The organism is Pantoea sp. X-Soil-TKNS-1279, from assembly GCF_059730565.1.
In genome coordinates, this window is record NZ_AP035948.1 from 494,045 (window position 1) to 511,677 (window position 17,633).

19 protein-coding genes are annotated in these 17,633 nt (G+C 56.9%); 5 read left to right on the forward strand and 14 right to left on the reverse strand.

The genetic code is table 11. The features are described 5' to 3' along the window. Positions 1-26: 26 nt before the first annotated feature. From AC6I8N_RS02190 to AC6I8N_RS02200, 3 genes are all read right to left on the reverse strand, one after another. On the reverse strand, positions 27-320 hold the full coding sequence (locus AC6I8N_RS02190; protein WP_208724661.1) for a DUF1330 domain-containing protein: 294 nt from the start codon (positions 318-320) through the stop codon (positions 27-29). Positions 321-322: 2 nt separating this feature from the next. Next, positions 323-1,201: a glutathione-dependent disulfide-bond oxidoreductase gene (gene yghU / locus AC6I8N_RS02195; RefSeq protein ID WP_497830656.1), complete on the reverse strand. Its 879-nt coding sequence runs from the start codon at positions 1,199-1,201 to the stop codon at positions 323-325. A gap of 312 nt (positions 1,202-1,513) precedes the next feature. Beyond that, positions 1,514-2,392, reverse strand: coding sequence for a sugar phosphate isomerase/epimerase family protein (locus AC6I8N_RS02200; RefSeq protein ID WP_497829952.1), 879 nt, complete (start codon positions 2,390-2,392; stop codon positions 1,514-1,516). 277 nt (positions 2,393-2,669) lie between these two features. On the opposite strand from AC6I8N_RS02200, the gene AC6I8N_RS02205 reads away from it, so the two are divergent. The 3 genes from AC6I8N_RS02205 (at position 2,670) to AC6I8N_RS02215 (ending at position 5,982) form a co-directional block, all read left to right on the forward strand. Beyond that, the gene (locus AC6I8N_RS02205; protein WP_208724663.1) at positions 2,670-3,698 is read left to right on the forward strand and encodes a LacI family DNA-binding transcriptional regulator; all 1,029 of its coding nucleotides are present in this window, start codon (positions 2,670-2,672) and stop codon (positions 3,696-3,698) included. A gap of 180 nt (positions 3,699-3,878) precedes the next feature. Beyond that, positions 3,879-4,802, forward strand: coding sequence for a TIM barrel protein (locus tag AC6I8N_RS02210; RefSeq protein ID WP_497829953.1), 924 nt, complete (start codon positions 3,879-3,881; stop codon positions 4,800-4,802). Between the two features lie 10 nt (positions 4,803-4,812). After that, positions 4,813-5,982 (forward strand): Gfo/Idh/MocA family protein, encoded by a 1,170-nt coding sequence (locus AC6I8N_RS02215; protein WP_497829954.1) that lies wholly within the window; start codon positions 4,813-4,815, stop codon positions 5,980-5,982. A gap of 35 nt (positions 5,983-6,017) precedes the next feature. Here AC6I8N_RS02215 and AC6I8N_RS02220 read toward each other — a convergent pair whose 3' ends face one another. The 6 genes from AC6I8N_RS02220 to nac all read right to left on the reverse strand — a co-directional run bounded on the left by AC6I8N_RS02220 (position 6,018) and on the right by nac (position 10,566). Further along, positions 6,018-6,755, reverse strand: a complete 738-nt coding sequence (locus AC6I8N_RS02220) for an amino acid ABC transporter ATP-binding protein (RefSeq protein WP_021184179.1) — start codon at positions 6,753-6,755, stop codon at positions 6,018-6,020. 9 nt (positions 6,756-6,764) lie between these two features. Next, complete coding sequence (locus tag AC6I8N_RS02225; protein WP_497829955.1) at positions 6,765-7,520, reverse strand: amino acid ABC transporter permease; 756 nt, start codon at positions 7,518-7,520, stop codon at positions 6,765-6,767. Positions 7,521-7,525: 5 nt separating this feature from the next. After that, on the reverse strand, positions 7,526-8,221 hold the full coding sequence (locus AC6I8N_RS02230; protein ID WP_021184181.1) for an amino acid ABC transporter permease: 696 nt from the start codon (positions 8,219-8,221) through the stop codon (positions 7,526-7,528). A 12-nt stretch (positions 8,222-8,233) separates the two neighbouring features. Then, a complete protein-coding gene (locus AC6I8N_RS02235) occupies positions 8,234-8,986 on the reverse strand; it encodes an SDR family oxidoreductase (protein WP_013507592.1) in 753 nt (250 codons plus the stop codon). 130 nt (positions 8,987-9,116) lie between these two features. Further along, positions 9,117-9,533, reverse strand: a complete 417-nt coding sequence (locus AC6I8N_RS02240; protein ID WP_497829956.1) for an acetyl-CoA carboxylase biotin carboxyl carrier protein — start codon at positions 9,531-9,533, stop codon at positions 9,117-9,119. A gap of 109 nt (positions 9,534-9,642) precedes the next feature. Next, positions 9,643-10,566: a nitrogen assimilation transcriptional regulator NAC gene (nac, locus tag AC6I8N_RS02245; RefSeq protein ID WP_013507594.1), complete on the reverse strand. Its 924-nt coding sequence runs from the start codon at positions 10,564-10,566 to the stop codon at positions 9,643-9,645. 493 nt (positions 10,567-11,059) lie between these two features. Between nac and AC6I8N_RS02250 the strand changes: the two genes are divergently transcribed. Beyond that, positions 11,060-12,262: a pyridoxal phosphate-dependent aminotransferase gene (locus AC6I8N_RS02250; RefSeq protein WP_208724667.1), complete on the forward strand. Its 1,203-nt coding sequence runs from the start codon at positions 11,060-11,062 to the stop codon at positions 12,260-12,262. Between the two features lie 164 nt (positions 12,263-12,426). Here AC6I8N_RS02250 and AC6I8N_RS02255 read toward each other — a convergent pair whose 3' ends face one another. Genes AC6I8N_RS02255 through AC6I8N_RS02270 form a run of 4 tightly spaced genes read right to left on the reverse strand, consistent with a single transcriptional unit; the run spans position 12,427 to position 15,751 of the window. Beyond that, complete coding sequence (locus AC6I8N_RS02255; protein WP_021184185.1) at positions 12,427-13,194, reverse strand: 5-oxoprolinase subunit PxpA; 768 nt, start codon at positions 13,192-13,194, stop codon at positions 12,427-12,429. A 21-nt stretch (positions 13,195-13,215) separates the two neighbouring features. Beyond that, entirely contained in the window at positions 13,216-14,202 is a 987-nt protein-coding gene (locus AC6I8N_RS02260) for a 5-oxoprolinase subunit C family protein (protein ID WP_497829957.1), read from the reverse strand. Continuing rightward, positions 14,199-14,900: a 5-oxoprolinase subunit PxpB gene (gene pxpB / locus AC6I8N_RS02265; protein WP_497830657.1), complete on the reverse strand. Its 702-nt coding sequence runs from the start codon at positions 14,898-14,900 to the stop codon at positions 14,199-14,201. Before pxpB ends, AC6I8N_RS02260 begins: the two co-directional genes overlap by 4 nt. Before the next feature lie 11 nt (positions 14,901-14,911). Then, complete coding sequence (locus tag AC6I8N_RS02270) at positions 14,912-15,751, reverse strand: transporter substrate-binding domain-containing protein (RefSeq protein ID WP_021184188.1); 840 nt, start codon at positions 15,749-15,751, stop codon at positions 14,912-14,914. Between the two features lie 247 nt (positions 15,752-15,998). Here AC6I8N_RS02270 and AC6I8N_RS02275 point away from each other — a divergent pair, with 247 nt between their 5' ends. Continuing rightward, positions 15,999-16,895 (forward strand): DMT family transporter, encoded by an 897-nt coding sequence (locus AC6I8N_RS02275; RefSeq protein ID WP_497829958.1) that lies wholly within the window; start codon positions 15,999-16,001, stop codon positions 16,893-16,895. A 32-nt stretch (positions 16,896-16,927) separates the two neighbouring features. Here AC6I8N_RS02275 and AC6I8N_RS02280 read toward each other — a convergent pair whose 3' ends face one another. Continuing rightward, a complete protein-coding gene (locus tag AC6I8N_RS02280) occupies positions 16,928-17,623 on the reverse strand; it encodes an RraA family protein (RefSeq protein ID WP_021184190.1) in 696 nt (231 codons plus the stop codon). Between the last annotated feature and the right edge of the window lie 10 nt (positions 17,624-17,633).

A 17,633-nucleotide genomic window follows, 5' to 3' on the forward strand; every position in this document is an offset into this window, starting at 1 on the left:
ATTAATAAGCGCGATAAATCGTGCCGCTACGCTGTGACGCCCTGCACCAGCAACACGCGATAGTTCGCTCCTTTCAGACGATGTTCTTTCGCTTCCTGGTAGGCCGGGCTGTAATACCAGCCTTTTGCCGCATCAATATCCGGGAACTCCAGCACCACCACGCCCTCGGCTTGTGGACCTTCCAGCGTTTCCAGCGCGCCGTAAAAGGCGAGCGGATTAATCGGATGATCACCGCGTGCTTCCCCCGCTTTCTGCGCGTAGGTGGCCATTTCGCTGTCGTTCAGGGTTTCATCGCGGATAAAAATCACATATGCGCTCACGGTTACTCTCCTCGCGCCTGGCGTTTGTCTTCGGTGTTGGTATCAAAATCGGAGGCATCATGGCGTTCCAGCAACTGATCTTCCGGCGCGGCACCAAAGGCGCGGTTCACCTTACGGCCACGGATGACCGCCGGACGCTGCGCAATCTCTTTCGCCCAGCGCACCACATTTTTATATGACTGCACATCCAGGAACTCAGCGCCGTCGTATTGATTGTTCAGTATCAGGTTGCCGTACCACGGCCAGGTGGCGATATCGGCGATGCTGTATTCGTCGCCGCCCAGATAGCGGTGAGCTGCCAGCTGACGGTCCAGCACGTCGAGCTGACGTTTCGCTTCGAGGGTAAAGCGGTTGATGGCGTATTCGATTTTTTCCGGCGCGTAGAAATAGAAATGGCCAAAACCGCCGCCAAGGTAGGGGGCTGAACCCTGCAACCAGAACAACCAGTTCAGCGCTTCGGTGCGGCCCGCCACATCTTTCGGCAGGAAGTGGCCAAATTTATCCGCCAGATACAGCAGGATGTTGCCGGACTCAAACACCCGCAGCGGCGGGTTAACCGAGTGGTCGCGCAGTGCCGGGATTTTAGAGTTAGGGTTGACCTCAACGAAGCCGCTGGAGAATTGATCGCCCTCGCCGATGCGAATCAACCAGGCGTCGTATTCGGCTTCTTTCACGCCGAGCGCCAACAGTTCTTCCAGCAGGATGGTAATTTTCTGGCCGTTTGGTGTGCCCAGCGAATAGAGCTGAAGCGGATGTTTGCCGACCGGCAGGGTCTTCTCATGCGTCGGCCCGGCAGTCGGACGGTTGGTTTTCGCGCCGTTGCCTTTGGCTTCCGGGTCCCAGATCCAGACTTTTGCGGGCTGATACTGATGTTCCGACATAGTGATTTCGCCTTGTTGTGGTTGCATTTTTTGCTGCCACTGAGTGTAGCAGCCGCAGTCACAGGCGATTTAACCGCGCTGGCGGTAATATGCAAAGTCCGGTGTTGAGGTGGGGTTGGTGGGTTAGGTGGGTTAGGTGGGTTAGGTGCGTGCTGATACCCTCACCCCGGCCCTCTCCCATGAGGGAGAGGGAGAAGTGCCATATGCTCGAACGGTTCCCATGAGGGAGAGGGAGAAATGCCATATGCTCGATCGGTTCCCTCTCCCGCTTGCGGGAGAGGGTTAGGGTGAGGGTAACAAAGCGCACCTAACTCACAGCAACTCGCGTTCAATCAGCTCGCGGGTTTCCACCGCCTGGAACTTCATTTTTTCCGGATAACCAAACAACGCTGCCGAGATAATCGATTCGCCGCCGACCTTAAAGGTACGTTTGGCAAAATCCATCTCGCGTAACGCTTCGAACAGCGCATCGAAATTGACTTCACCTTCACCCACGCCGACATGCTGGTGGATGGTGGCATCAACCCCCGGCGGGTTGACGATATAGCGGCAATGTTTGGTGTGGTTCATGGTGTCGGCAATCAACATATGCGACAGATCGTCACCGGCATAATGCAGCATGCTTTTCACATCGCCTTTGCCTTTGTCGTAGAAAAAGGTGTGCGGCGCGCTGTAGATATATTTCACGTTATCGCTGCGGAAAGATTTCACGATGTCAGCGGTTTCGTTGCTCTCCTCGCAGAAATCCCACGGGTGGGCCTGGATTTCCACGCGAATGCCTTCGCGTTCGATAATGGGCAGCAGATCCTCCATCGAACGGTAGAACATCTCTTCGCAAATCTCCGGTTCATTGGGATTGCCGGACAGCTCGGTATTGATCACCGGCACGCCCATTTCCACGGCGATCTCGATCATCCGCTTCCAGTTCTTCACCGCCGCCTGACGGCGGGCTTCGTCCGGGCCAGACCAGCGATACACCACGATAAACGAGGAGATCTCCACACCGGTGGAGCGCAGCGCGTTCTTATATTCGGTGATGATTTCACGGCTGGCTTTCGGGTGTTTATAGAACGGGTTAATTTGTGGATGGGGCGACTGTTCGATGTATTTGTAGCCCCATTCCGCCACCTGCTGCACCATGCGGGTGATCCCCAGGTCGCGGATTACATCCACGTCAAAAGCGATTTTCATTGTTTTCTCCTGCGCGTTAAGCCGGTTGCTTTAACGCTTTGCTGAAGCAGATCCACCCCTCACCACAAGCGTTGTCAGGCAGAATAATTATCAAACATTTATTCCGAAAAGTAGGTTGCTTTGTAATTTTCGTTTCGTTTTTGCGATGATGGTCAAATTTATGAGGGATTCTCTATCAGAAATTACGATTATATGACGATTCCTGGCGCGAATTATTCGCACTTTTGATGTCATCCGGGTATTATTTTTTGATAATTTTCTATCACGGATATCTTGTATGAGTAAAATCACCATGAATGCGATTGCCGCCGCTGCGGGTGTCGGCGTTGCGACGGTTGATCGCGTGCTTAACCGTCGTGCGCCGGTGCGCGCCGCCACCGAGAAGAAGGTGCTGGAAGCGGCGGGGCGTCTGGGTTATCGCGCTGACCTGATGCCGTTACTCAGCAGCCGGGCTTTAACGCCTGCTGTCGCGTTGCGTATGGGGTTTATTCTGCTGGCAAAAAATTATTCGTTTTATCAGTCGCTCACTGACGCGTTACGTCAGCAGACACAGCCGTTACATCCCGCCGGTAGCGAAGCACAGTTTTGCTGGCACGATATTGACGATGTGGATGCGGTGGTGGCCTCGCTGCATACGCTGGCGCAACAGGTGGATGTCATCGGGCTGGTGGCGCTTGACCATCCGCTGATTCGCCGGGCGATCGAAACGGTATCGCGTCAGGGCGTGCGGGTATATGCGCTGTTTTCCAACTTCTCCCCCTGTGGTCATGCCGGTTATTTCGGGCTGGATAACCAGAAGGCCGGACGCACCGCAGGCTGGATGGCGACGCATCTGTTGCATCAGCCGGGACCGGTAGGGGTGCTGGTGGGGGACCACCGTTTTACCTGCCAGGAGAGTTGTGAAATCAGTTTCCGTTCTTACCTGCGCGAGCAGGACAACGCGCGTCAGGTGCTGGAACCACTCAAAACCCATGAGTCGATTGACGGGGGTTATCTGGCAACGCGTCGTTTGTTGGATGAACATGCCGATCTGGCGCTGATTTTTGCACCGTGCGGCGGGATTGAAGGGGTCATTCGCGCGCTGCGTGAGCAACCGCAGCGTCGCGTGGCGCTGATTTGTCATGGCCCGGTCAGCGACGGCGATCTGGCATTGATTGATGGCACCATCACGGTGATGCTGCGTCATCGTATTGAGGGTCTGGCAACTACCCTGGTGCAAACCCTGCAACAGCATCAGGCGGATGGCAGCGAGCATTTTATGCAGGTCACGCTGCCGTTCGATATTGTCACACGGGAGAATTTGTAAAAACGCGCGATAACCGCTGCTTAGGCGTAGCGGCGCGATTTATCGCGCCAAATGATAGATAAACTATCATTTAAATGATAGTTAATAACTTGATCACTATCAAAAAATGAAAGTTTCATGCTTGTTGTGGATGAAATTTTTATTTTATACTTGCTGCATCAATCACAGCAAGGAACGATCATGACTATCCATATCGCCAATGCGCCCTGTAGCTGGGGCGTCGATGATCCGAAAAATCCTTTCCTGCCGCCGTGGCAAAAAGTCCTGAGCGAAGCGGCACAAGCCGGGTATCGCAGCATTGAGCTGGGGCCGTGGAGCTATCTGCCGGTGGAGGCCAGCGAGTTACGCCAGCAACTGGAACATTACGGGCTGTCGCTGGTAGCGGGCACAATTTTCGACGATCTGGTCAGTGCAGCCAATTTCCCGGCGATGGTGGAACTGACCCACAATATCTGCCGCAATCTCTCCCTGGTGCCGACGGCTGAGAAAACCCATGCGCAGAACGCGCCGGCTCCCTATCTGGTGATCATCGATTTTGGTAATCCGCAGCGCGCGAAATATGCCGGTCAGTCGGATAAAGCGCCACGCCTGTCCCCGGAAGACTGGCAACGCATGATGCAGCACATCACCACCCTGAGTGAGATCGCCTGGAGTGAATATGGCGTACGCGCGGTGATCCATCCTCATGCCGGAGGCTGCATTGAATTCGCCGATGAACTGGAACAGTTGGTGCAGGATATCCCGCATGAGGTGGCGGGTTTGTGTCTCGATACTGGCCATCTGTACTACTCAGGCATGGACCCGATTCCCTACCTCAATCGCTACTGGGATCGCATCGATTATCTGCACTTCAAAGACGTGAACGAGGCGGTATGGCGCGATGTTATCGCTCGCGGCATCGACTTCTTTGCTGCCTGTGCCGAAGGGGTGATGTGCCCGATTGGCAAAGGGGCAATTGACTATCCGGCGGTGCGCGCCTTCCTTGCGGAACGCGATTATCAGGGCTGGATCACCATCGAACAGGAACGCGATCCGCGCCATGCTGACACCAGCCTGCGCGACGTCACAGCCAGCCTGCACTATCTGCAATCAGTCGGATTCTGAGGACAACATCATGATTAACGGTACAAAAGCTCTCGATCGTTCACTGCGTTGGGGTATGGTCGGCGGCGGTGGCACCAGCCAGATTGGTTACATTCACCGTTCTGCCGCGCTGCGCGACGGCAATTTTGTCTTACAGGCTGGGGCGTTTGATATCGACGCCGCGCGGGGCAGGGCCTTTGGCACAACGCTGGGGGTGGCGGAAGATCGCTGCTATGCCGATTACGAGACGATGTTTGCTGCTGAAGCAGCACGCGCCGACGGCATTGAAGCGGTGTCCATCGCCACGCCTAATAACACCCACTTTGCTATCTGCCGGGCGGCGCTCAATGCCGGGCTGCATGTGGTGTGTGAAAAGCCGCTGTGCTTCACCGCTGCCGAGGCCGACGAGCTGGAAAGACTTTGCGCTGAGAAGAAAAAAATCATCGGTGTGACCTACGGTTACGCAGGACATCAGTTGATTCATCAGGCGCGGGAGATGATCGCCGAAGGGCTGCTGGGGGAGATTCGCATCATTAATATGCAGTTTGCTCACGGCTTTCATAACGAGGCCGTGGAGCTGCAAAATGCCAGCACCAAATGGCGCGTCGATCCCCGTTTTGTCGGCCCCAGCTATGTGCTGGGCGATTTGGCGACGCATCCGTTGTTTATCGCCGAAACTATGGTGCCGAAGCTGAAAGTTAAACGCCTGCTGTGTAGCCGCCAGAGTTTCGTCAAAAGTCGGGCACCGCTGGAAGATAACGCCTTTGTGATGATGGAGTATGACAACGGCGCGGTAGGCACCATGTGGGCGTCGGCAGTGAACTGTGGTTCGATGCACGGCCAGAAAGTGCGCGTGATTGGTGAAAAAGCCAGCCTCGAGTGGTGGGATGAACAGCCAAACCAGCTACGTTATGAAGTGCAGGGGCAGCCGGTGCAGATCCTGGAACGCGGTATGGGGTATCTGCACAGCCGCGCTGTAGAGGAAGATCGTATTGGCGGGGGGCATCCTGAAGGGCTGTTTGAAGCCTGGTCCAATCTCTATCGCCGTTTTGCGCTGGCGATGGATGCGACTGACCGGGATGACCAAACCTTTCTGCGCGATTTCTGGTATCCCGATGTGCATGCCGGGCTGATGGGGGTGCGCTGGGTGGAGCAGTGCGTGCAATCGGCCGACGCCGGTGCCATATGGATTGATTGCTGATTTTCCGTAGCGGCGCGATTTATCGCGCCCTTTAATTAATGCGAGCGCAAATCGCTCAGGAAGCGTTGTGCGCGCGGGTGCTGCGGCTGGGTGAAGAACTTGTCCGGCGTGGCCTTTTCCAGAATCTGCCCCTGATCCATAAACCAGATGGTATCCGCCACTTCACGGGCAAAGTTCATCTCGTGGGTGACGCACATCATCGTCATCCCCTCCTGGGCCAGGCCGCGCATCACCGATAGCACCTCACCCACCATTTCGGGATCGAGTGCTGATGTCGGTTCATCAAACAGCATCACCGGTGGCTTCATCGCCAGCGCACGGGCAATCGCCACGCGTTGTTGCTGACCGCCGGAAAGCTGCGCCGGATAAGCATCCGCCTTGTGCGACAGGCCAACTCGTTCCAGCAGTTCCCCCGCTTGCTGACGTGCCTCTGATCGCTTCACGCCCAGTACCTTCATCGGTGACATCATAATGTTCTCGGCCACGGAAACGTGAGGGAACAGGTTGAAGCTCTGGAACACAAAACCGATACGGGTACGCAGCTGATTCAAACGCGTGCTGCTGCCGTGGATATCGATACCGTCAAACACAATCTGGCCACCTTCAATTGGCTCCAGGCGATTAACGGTGCGGATCAGTGTCGATTTACCGGAACCGGAGGGGCCACAGACCACCACCACTTCGCCGGGATTGATCTCGGCACTCAGGTCAGTCAGCGCCTGATACGCGCCGTACCATTTGTTGACCTGATTAAACAGAATCATCGGTCTCATAGCGGTTCCTTATTGCGATTGGGTTTTAGTCATCATCACCGCCGGTGCTACCGTGGGCGTCTCCACCGGTGACTGACGACGTTTCTGCGCAAGGCGCGCTTCGAGTTTGTTGGCGAGCCACGTCAGGCTGAAGCAGATGATGTAGTAGCTCAGCGCCACGATGGCGAACACCTGGAAAGGTTTGGTCAGTAACTGGTTGCTGACCTGGTTGGCCGCAAATGTCAGCTCTGGCACGTTAATCACGTAGCCGAGGGTGCTGTCCTTGATGATCGAAACCAGTTGGCTTACCAGACTTGGCAGGGTGTTAAACAACGCCTGCGGCAGGATCACCAGACGTAGGGTCTTGATGTGGCCCATGCCTAATGCACGCGCTGCTTCGTACTGCCCGTGCGGTAACGCCTGAATGCCGCCACGCACGATCTCGGCGATATAGGCGCTCTCATAAATCACCAGCGTACACAGCATGGTGGAGAAGCCGCTGATGTTGTGACCAATCAACAGCGGTACGCAGAAGTAGGTCCAGAACACCACCATCATCAGCGGGATGCCGCGCAGCAGATAGACCCAGCAGGTGGTGGGCCAGCTCAGCCAGCGCCACGGCGACAGACGCGCCAACCCCAGCAACACGCCCACTGGGAAGGCCAGCAATACCGCCAGCAGCGAGATCACCAGGGTACAGAGCACCCCGCCCAGTGGCCCGTTCGGGTACTGGCCCATTAACAGCAGCATGCCGTTGTCATGCAAAATGGTGAACATCTCAAACATCGCCATTACCTCGCATAGACGCGTTGAAAGCGGCGGGCCAGTAGCGCGCCAAGGCCCATCAGCATCAGGGAGAAGAACAGATAGCCAACGGTTGCCACAAAATAGGACTCGAAGGTGCGGAAGGTCTGGTTCTCAATATCGCGGGTGACATAGGTCAGTTCCGCCACACCAATCACCATCGCCAGGCTGGTGTTTTTGAACAGCAGCACCGTATGGTTAATCAGCGCCGGTAGCGCGTTACGAATCCCCTGTGGCAGGATCACCGACCACATGGCGCGCACATAACCCATCCCCAGCGCACGCGCCGCTTCGTTCTGTCCATCCGGGATAGCACGCAGACCGCTGCGAATATCTTCCGAGAAGTACGCCGCCTGACACAGCCCCAGCGCCACCAGTGAAAACAGAAATTCGGCGTTGAGGTTGTTAATCCACATTTGCAGCGCTTCCGGCAGCAGCGTCGGAATGGCGAAATACCACATCATTAACTGAATCAGCGTCGGGACATTACGGTGATAAGAAACATAGGCCTTCACCAGTCCGACCGCGATGCGTTGATCGGTCAGGCGGATCACCACCAGCAGCATGGCGAGGATCATCGCCAGCAGCCAGGCACCCAACGCCAGTTCAAGAGTGACCACCGTTCCGTCAACGATCATCTGGCCGAAGTGGCCGGTTATCACACTGCTGAAATCGAGTGCCATAGTGTTACCTCATTACTCGGCGCGGTCGCCCGGTCGCATGGTGGAAAGGCCGCCCGGTACCTGCAACGTCGGGGTGATTTCGATATTGCCGATATTCACCGCCACCGGCGCAGAGAGGGCAAAGGCTACGCAGTCGGCGATATCTTTCGCCTGCGGCAGTTCAAAGCCATCGATAAAGCGACGGCGCGCTTCTTCGTGATCGCCAGAGACGTTGCCGAAAATATCGGTGGCGACGCGGCCCGGACAGATCTCGGTGATACGCACACGTTTGCCATAGCAGTCGACGCGCAGCTGACGCGACAGGGCGTGGACCCCGGCTTTGGTGGCGTGGTACACCGAGTTGCCGCCAAAGTTGTAAATTGCGGCGATGGAGGTGATGTTGAACACATGACCACGGTCGCGTGCCACCATGCCCGGCACCAGCAGCCGGCACAGGTGCAGCACGGCGCGCAGGTTGACATCCACCTGGGTTTCAATCACGTTTTCGTCAGCGTCGAGGATGGAACCCGGATGCGACAGCCCGGCGTTGTTCACCAGAATGTCGATTTGCAGGTCCTGGCACAGGGCGGTCAGTGCGCTGAGATCGCTGACATCCACCGCGTGTGGGATACAGCCGGTACGTTCGGCCAGCGCCGCCAGTTGTTCTTTGCGGCGTGCCACGGCATGAACGGTAATGCCTTCCTGGCACAGACGTTCAACAATGGCTTCACCCATCCCGGCGGATGCGCCAGTGACCAGTGCGGTTTTGTAATCTGAAAATGGCATTTGCCTCTCCTGTCATCGCCGGGCCTGGGGCAGCGGCGCGTTTCTGATCTTTTTCTGACTTTATGCAGTTATGTTCAATGGGGATAAGACATAAAAATTTTGAGGCAATAAGTGACCCTTATAACCGCGCTTATTCCTGGTTATGACTATGAATTATCAGTATTTCTTCTTCGTATTCTACCGGTGAGCCGTCGTTGATTACCACGTTTTGTACCGTGCCGTTTACCGGGCTGATGACCGGTAAATAGAGCGGGCCAACCTGCACCAGTGCGAGCACATCATCGGGTTTGACGACCTGTCCGGGCTGGACAAAATCCTGCTGACTTAGCGGATGGCGTAACCGCAGCGTACCGGGCATGGGTGCGCCGACCGGGCGCAGCGCGATCGGCGGTGCGGGAACCGGTTGAGGCGCAGAGGGGGGCACAGCGGCAAAGGTCATTTTTACCGACCACGCCTTGCCGCCCAATGTGAGGTGGCTCAGCCCGGCGGTGTGCATTTTGCGCGCGACGGCACGCAGCGTCGGCAGCGGTATTGCAGTTTTTTCCATAGGGTTCCCGTCAAAGAAAGCCCGCCGGAGCGGGCAGCTAACGCAGTCAATCTAGCGCGTTCGTCAGACGGGCAGTAAGAGGGTTTCGCTTTGCGGTAATAAGCGAGGCTTATCCCACCAGCGTCAGGGGATGGTTTTCCACGTTGCGCCGTGACATCAGCGACAACAGAATCGATTTAACGGCTTCTGCCGGTTGCGACAGCGGCAGATGATCGGACATGCAGAACGACAACGAGGCTTGTACATCTGGCTCGACAATCTTCGCCATCCACGAGTCTGAGGTTTTCAACATCGCCCGCGCAGCGGATTCGGGCATGATGGTGGCACCCAGACCGGCAGTCAGTGCGGCGTTAAGCGTGGTTTGTGATTCGATCTCGCACTTAACACGATATTGCAGGTTATTCTGCACAAAGGCATCGTCCAGCACCTTACGCATGATGTTATAGATGCGCGGCAGGAACAGATCGTACTGCGCCACTTCTGCCAGACGGATCTCTTTCATCGGTTTCGCCAGGCTGAACGGACAGACGAAGCACAGATCTTCCTTCATCAGTGGCATAAAGCGCAGGCCGTGGATATTGCGATGGTCATAGATCACCGCCATGTCCATGCGACCGTTCATGATCAGCTCGCTCAGCGTGGTGCCGAAGTTCTCGTTGAAATAAAGCACGATACCGGGATGCTGCTGCTGCACTTCCATCATCAGCGGCAGGGCGAGATTTTGCGCTGCCGTGCCGGGCGCAAGGCCGACTGAGACGCTGCCGCTGAGCGACGCCCCGACACGATCAATCGCACTTTGCGCCTGTTCGCACTGGCGCAAAATGGACTGGGCGTGAGAATAGAGCGTTTTACCCGCTTCGGTAGGGGTGACGCCGCGCTTGGTGCGGATCAGCAATTGTTGGTTCACTTCCCCTTCCAGCGTTGCCAGCTGCTGGCTCAGGGCGGGCTGGGCGATATGCAAAATATCGGCGGCCTGCGTCAGACTGCCGACATCGACAATCTTGACGAAGTATTTAAGACGGCGAAGATTCATGGTCACTCCCTCCAACGGAACGCATATCAGCATCAAGCAAAGTTGATGCCAGAATAAGGTTTAGTGATTGAACTCAGGCAGGAGGGTACGGCGCACATGCCTCCTAAGGCTTTTGCTGAGTTGACTTACTGCCTGCTCAACAAATGTTCAGACAGGATGTTTCGCACAATTTTGGTGCATTTTCCCATTAGCGTTACCAATGGCTGACGGGAGCAATGCGCCACGATGGCGCGCGCAGCGGCTTGAAAGTAACAGTTTTTTAACATATCTGGCGCGCGCGCTGCGTGACCCGCCGCGCATTTCCGGGCAATGCGCTGACTTTGCTGCAAAAGTGTGCAGCCGGTCCTGTCATCGTTTTGTGTTATATCACCACAACAAAGCACTATTAGCGGTGGTTGTGGGCGAAAACCTATGCTCAGAGAACTTTGCTGGCCGCGCGCGTTTTGGCGTGCCGCGCCGTTTCTGCTGACACTGAGAGAGGGAAGTGTTCCCCATGCCCGAGATAGCCGATCGACTAAAGAATGTGACTGTTTCCGCCTCCGTCGCCATGACCCAAAAAGCACGCGATCTCGCGGCGCAGGGCATTGATGTGGTGGCACTCTCCACCGGAGAACCCGATTTTCCAACGCCGGACCACGCCATTGAGGCGGCTTATGCGGCGGCGCGCGCGGGGGATACCCGTTATCCACCCACCGATGGCACGCCAGCCCTGCGTAAAGCGATCCAGCTGAAATTTAAACGTGATAACCAGCTGGATTATGACGTCAGCCAGATCCTTACGGCTGGCGGTGCCAAGCAGATCATCTTCAACGCCATTCTGGCGACCATCAATCCGGGCGACGAAGTGGTGATCCCGACGCCGTCATGGATCAGCTATGCCGATATCGTGAAATTCGCCGGTGGTATCCCGGTGCCGCTGCCGTGCGCCCAGGAGAATGGTTTTAAACCGCTTCCGGCGCAGCTGGAAGCGGCGATCACCGATAAAACCAAATGGCTGCTGCTCAACTACCCCAGTAACCCGACCGGTTCAGTGGCGAGCAAAGCAGAGTTGCAGGCGTTGGGAGAAGTGCTGTTGCGTCACCCGCAGGTGTGGATCATGACGGATGATATCTACGAACATCTGATTTATGACGACGTGCGTTTTTATACCCTGGCGCAGGTTGAACCGCGTCTGTATGACCGGGTGCTGACGGTGAATGGCGTGTCAAAAGCGTACTCAATGACCGGCTGGCGTCTCGGCTTTTGCGGCGGCCCGGCTCCGTTGATCAAGGCGATGAGCAACGTTAATACCCAGAACAGTGGTGGCGTGACCACCCTGACTCAGGCTGCCGCAGTCGCGGTGCTGGAAGGCCCACAGGATCTGTTGCAGGAACGTGCACGTATCTACCGCGAACGTCGCGATTACGTGCTGGAACGCCTGACCTCAATTGATGGTCTGCGTTGCCATAAGCCACAAGGCGCGTTTTATCTGTTCGTTAATATCGCGGGTTATATCGGTAAAGTCAGCGCGGGTGGCCGTCAGATCAACAACGATGCCGATTTCGTACTGGCATTGATTGAGGAGCAACATGTGGTGACGGTGCAGGGGGCGGCTTACGGCATGAGTCCGTTTATCCGTCTGTCCTACGCCACCAGCATGGAACGTTTGCAGACTGGCTGTGATCGTATTGCGGCGTTTTGTGCCGGTTGCCGGTAAGGATTGCCTTAACCCTCACCCTAACCCTCTCCCGCAAGCGGGAGAGGGGACCGACCGAGCAAATCTTGCATCTCTCTCCCGCTTGCGGGAGGGGGGACATATAGCACTCTCTCCCTTCTCCCTTCTCCCTCTCCCGCTTGCGGGAGAGGGCCGGGGTGAGGGTATCAGGCCAGCACTTCAGTCGCCGGAGCCACCTGATGACCACTGGCTTCGATCTCGCTGCGCACGATGGTGGCGAGCGCCAGTGAACCGGGCGTATCGCTGTGGACCAGAATTGAGCGGGCGCGTACCGCGATCTCTTCACCTTCAAGAGTGGTGACGGTGCCGCGTTGCAGAAACTGGCGCACACGGGCGCGCAGCGCGCTTTCTTCTTTAATCACCGAGCCGGCGATACCACGCGGCACCAGACGCCCCTGGGCATCGTAAGCGCGGTCGGCGAGGAACAGCGTCAGGGTTTTCAGACCGGCGGCCTGTGCAGCGCGTTCAATAATGGTATCCGGCTGGGCGAAGATAATCAGCGAGCTATCAATACGCGCCACCAGCTCCATCACTTGCTGCGCCAGCGCGGCGTCACGGTTAACGATATTGCCCATTGCTGCGTGGAAGCTGAAATGGGCAACCTGAGTGCCTTCGGCACGCGCAATCGCCATCAATGCACCCAGCTGATACGCCACCTGCTGGCAAATTTCGTCAGCGGAAAAAGGCAGTTCACGGCGGCCAAACCCCTGGCGATCCGGCAGGCCCGGATGTGCACCGATCCCCACGCCATGCTGCTTCGCCAGACGGACCATGTTGGTCATGATCGTGGGATCACCGGCATGAAAACCGCAGGCAATATTGGCGGATGACACCACCTGCATCAGTGCGGCGTCATCACACAGTTGATAAACGCCGAAGCCTTCTCCCATATCGGAATTGACATCAATCTTCATCGTTTTGGTTCCTTGCCAGGGTTAAACGCCCACGGCCTTGCGCAGCGGCAGGCAGCTCAGACGCAGCCGGGTGAGCCAGCGCGTCACTTCTTGTTCGATGGCGATGGCTTCACGCGCATCACTTTTTACCAACTGAATGGACTGGCCGGGCAGTACCTGACCGAGTCGCCACAGATCCTGCTCGATCACCCCGGCGATCTTGGGATAACCACCGGCGGTATTGGCATCGCTTAACTGGATGATCGGCTCACCGGCCGGGGGCACCTGTACGATTCCGGGGATCAGGCCATAGGATCGCATCTCCACTGTGTGTGACGGGAAGATCGGATCCCCTGCCAGCCGGTAACCGGTGCGGTTGCTTTGGTTGGAAACTTGCCAGGATTGCTGCCAGAAACGCACGGCGTCTTCAGCAAACAATGCGTACTCGCCGGAGGGAATGGCGCGTAGCTGGATCTCACCGGCGTTATTACGCGGGAACCAGGTACCCAGCGCGCTTTCCGGAGGTTCGATACCGATACCCGCCTGCGGTAATGTCGGGCCGGTTGTCGGGCCAAGGGGTAGCTGGTCGCCACGCTGCAATGCCCGGCCATGATGACCGCCGAAGGCACCGCGCAGCGCGGTACTGCGCGAATCCAGCACCACGGGTACATCGATACCACCGGCAATGCACAGATAACCACGGGCGCCGCTGCGCGGGTAGCGTAGCTCCAGCACCTGACCGGCGCGAACGCCGCAACCCCACCAGGGCGGCAGAGGACTGCCATCCAGCGTGGCGCGACAGTCAGCGCCGGTCACGGCGATGCTGGTATCCTGCAAAAAGCGCACGCGAAATGGAAACAGTTGCACTTCAATCGCGGCGGCATTTTCCTCGTTACCGAGCAGCAGGTTGCCTGCCCGCAACGCCAGTGGGTCCATCACGCCGCTCACCGACACGCCCATATGGCGATAGTTGAAACGGCCTAAGTCCTGCACCGTATTGAGCGCACCGCTTTGTTCAATCTCAATCACAGTTCAATCCTCTGCGGCAGAAAGCGAATGCGATCGCCAGGGGCCATCAACGCCGGTGAGTCCGCCAGGGGATCAAACACCTCCAGTTCGGCATAGCCAATCGCGTTCCAGCCATTCGGGCCGGTCAGCGCCGAGACGCCTGCCTGCGCGCCGCCAATGGTGACGGTGCCTTTCAGCATGCTGAGCGACGGTACTTTTTTGCGTGGCGTTGCCAGCTGCGGGTCCAGTCCATGCAGATACCCAAAGCCCGGCGCGCTGCCGAGGGCGAATACTGTGTATTCGCTTTGATGATGACGACGTACCACTTCGCGCGCGCTGAAACCGGTATGTCGGCAAACCGCATCGAGATCGATCGCGTGTTCGCCACCGTAATCCACCGGAATCTCAATCAGTTTGCCCTGCGGATGGATGGCCTGCGCCTGTTCCCAGGCGGCATGCAGTCGGACGCGCACCGCAGTCTCGTCGGGGGGAATCTGGCGAAACAGCACCAGCAGATTAGTGACTCCAGGGATCAGTGATTCAACGTCTTCGCCACTGGCGAGCAATCGTGCCAGCGACCAGACGCGACGTTGTGAGGGCAAATCAAAACCGCCCGGTGCTTCCACCAGCCAGGCGCGTGCGCCAATGGTGGAGAGGGTAATGGTAGAGGAGCAAGCCAGCGCGGGTGCGCTGGCGGGCTTGATATCAGATGGCGACATCACGGGCATGGTTATTCCAGCGGTTCAAATTTCAGACTGGAGAGCGGCTGAACGCGCTCCTCACGCACCATTTTGTATTCAGTCTTTGGCCCAATCCAGGTGTCCCAGATTTTGTCGATGGTGCCGTCATCGTCCATCGCTTTCAGGCCGCTGTTGACGCTGGCTAACAACGCTGGCTCGTCACGTTTCATGCCGACACCAATCGGTTCCAGCGCCATCGGTTCTTTGATCATCGCCAGATCGATACCGTCTTTTTTCGCCTGGGTGATCATCTTGATACCGGTCATGGTGTTGGTAACAAAGCCCAATGCTTTGTTCTGTTCCACCGCGAGGAAAGCCGAGGCGGTGTCCTGGAAGGTCACTGCTCGTGCGCCTTTCAGGTGGATGGATTGTTCTGAGGTGGTGCCTTTGGTGGCGCTGATGCGCTTACCTTTAAAGTAACTCAGCGGCTTGTCGGCCAGCGGCGCTTTCACCAGCAGCATCTCTTTGGCGACATAGTACGGGTCGCTGAACTGGATCTGGTTGCCACGGGTTTTGGTGTAGGCAAGGTTAGCGATCAGGACGTCGGCGCGACCAGTAGCGATCACTGCGATACGCGCTTCCACGGAAGTCGGCACCAGGGTGACTTTGACCCCCATCTGTTTTGCCAGCGCGTTGCACAGGTCAACGTCCATGCCAGCCAACTGGCGAGTTTGCGGATCCGGCGAGGAGAAGGGTGGCACGTCGGAATAGACTGCGCATTTAAGTTCGCCGCTCGACTTAATGTTTGCCATCAGGTCAGCATGGGCGGAAGAGATAGCCAGCAGCGGCAGCAGCGCCAGCCCGATGGTGGTACGTCTTTTCATGGTCATGTGATTCCCCTCGGTAATCCGTCAATATTCGCGTTTCCTGGACTATATCGGCTTTGTTTTGCGGCGAATAAGAGGGAAACCCTGTCGCGCGATAGCGAAATGCTATGACGGTGGACGATAAGTTATTGCTATTCAGGCAGAGCAAAATAGTGTTATCGCGGCCCTCTGTCTCTCCATAAGGTATGCGCGTTGTCCTCTCGGCAATCAAGCCGGTTGCGAGTGGTAGAGAGAGAATAGGGTCAAAGCAATGAATGCCAGATTAGGCGTAGTTCTGAAGATAATGGCGGCGTTGTGTTCAACGCTGATGTTGGCGTGTGTCAAAGGGTTGAACGGCACCATACCCACCGGGGAAGTGATTTTTTTCCGCAGTTTTGTCGCGCTGTTTCCACTGCTGATATGGTTGAAAATTCAGGGGAACGTGCTGGAAAACCTGAAAACCCGCAATCTGTTCGGTCATCTGATTCGGGGCTTTTCCGGCACCGGTGGCATGTACTTTAACTATCTGGCGCTGGTGTATATCTCGCTGGCGGATGCCACTGCACTGAGCTACGCCGCGCCGCTGTTTACCGTGATCATGGCGGCGGTGCTGCTGAAAGAGCGGGTCAGGGCATCGCGCTGGCTGGCGGTGATGGTCGGCCTGTCCGGCATTTTGATCATGCTGTCGTCCAAACTGACGCTGTTCTCTGCCAGTGCCGCTCATGCCAGCGCGGGTATCGGTGTGCTGTGCGCGCTGGTGGCTGCGGTTTGCACCGCCACCTCCAATGTGCAAATTCGTTTTCTGAATGGCATCGAAAAACCCGGCGCGATTGTGTTCTATTTTTCACTGATGACCACGGTGATCGGCCTTGCCACTATCGTGTTTGGCTGGACCATACCCAGTGGCATGCAACTGCTGCTGCTGGTTGGTTGCGGGCTGTTTGGCGGTCTGGCACAAATTCTGGTCACGCTCAGCCTGCGTTACGCGGATGCTTCGCTGCTGGCCCCGTTTGATTACACCACCCTGGTATGGTCGATGGTGGTAGGTTACCTGTTCCTTAATAGCCTGCCAGGTCCCACCACGCTGTTTGGCGCATCGATTGTGGCGCTGGCCGGGATTTTTGCCGTGTGGCGTGAGCAACGGCAGCGGAAGTTGGCGCTGGTGTAAAAACGCGCCGCATCCTTGCGGCGCGATGCCTGTTAACGATAAATATCGTCAATAATCTCCACCTTCTTACTGCGCAGCGTCTCATCCAGCCAACCGCGCTCCAGTGAGCCGGTTTTCGCCAGCTCGAAGTTACGTTCATCCACCTGTAAATACGCCAGCGCATCTTCCAGGATACGTGCTGCATCCTGGCGCGGGATCACAATCACGCCATCGGCATCACCGAGGATGATATCGCCAGGAGAGACATGGATTTTGCCGCAGGCGATCGGCACGTTGATCTCACCCGGTCCGTCTTTAAAGGGGCCACCCGGCGTGACTCCGGCTGCGTAGATCGGGAAATCCATGCGTGATAATCCGTCGATGTCGCGCACCGGCCCATCCAGCACAATCCCTTCCATGCCGCGCTGCTTTGCATAGGTCGCCATGACTTCACCCATCAGCGACTGGCTGCGATCGCCTTCGTTCGACAGAATAATCACATCGTTGCGCCCGGCGATATCCAGCGCTTTGTGTAGCATCAGGTTGTCGCCTGAACGGGCTTTTACCGTCACTGCCAGACCACACATAATCGGTTGTTGTGGGGCCGTTTTCAGGCTGATCTCCGCTGACAGGGCGGGCAAGCGGCTCATACAATCTGCGACCACGGCAGCTGGCAGGGTGCGGAAGGTTTCCAGCAGCGGTTCAGCATCAGCCGGGCGACGTAAATAAATGCGGTTTCCTGCGGTCATGTTCTCTCCT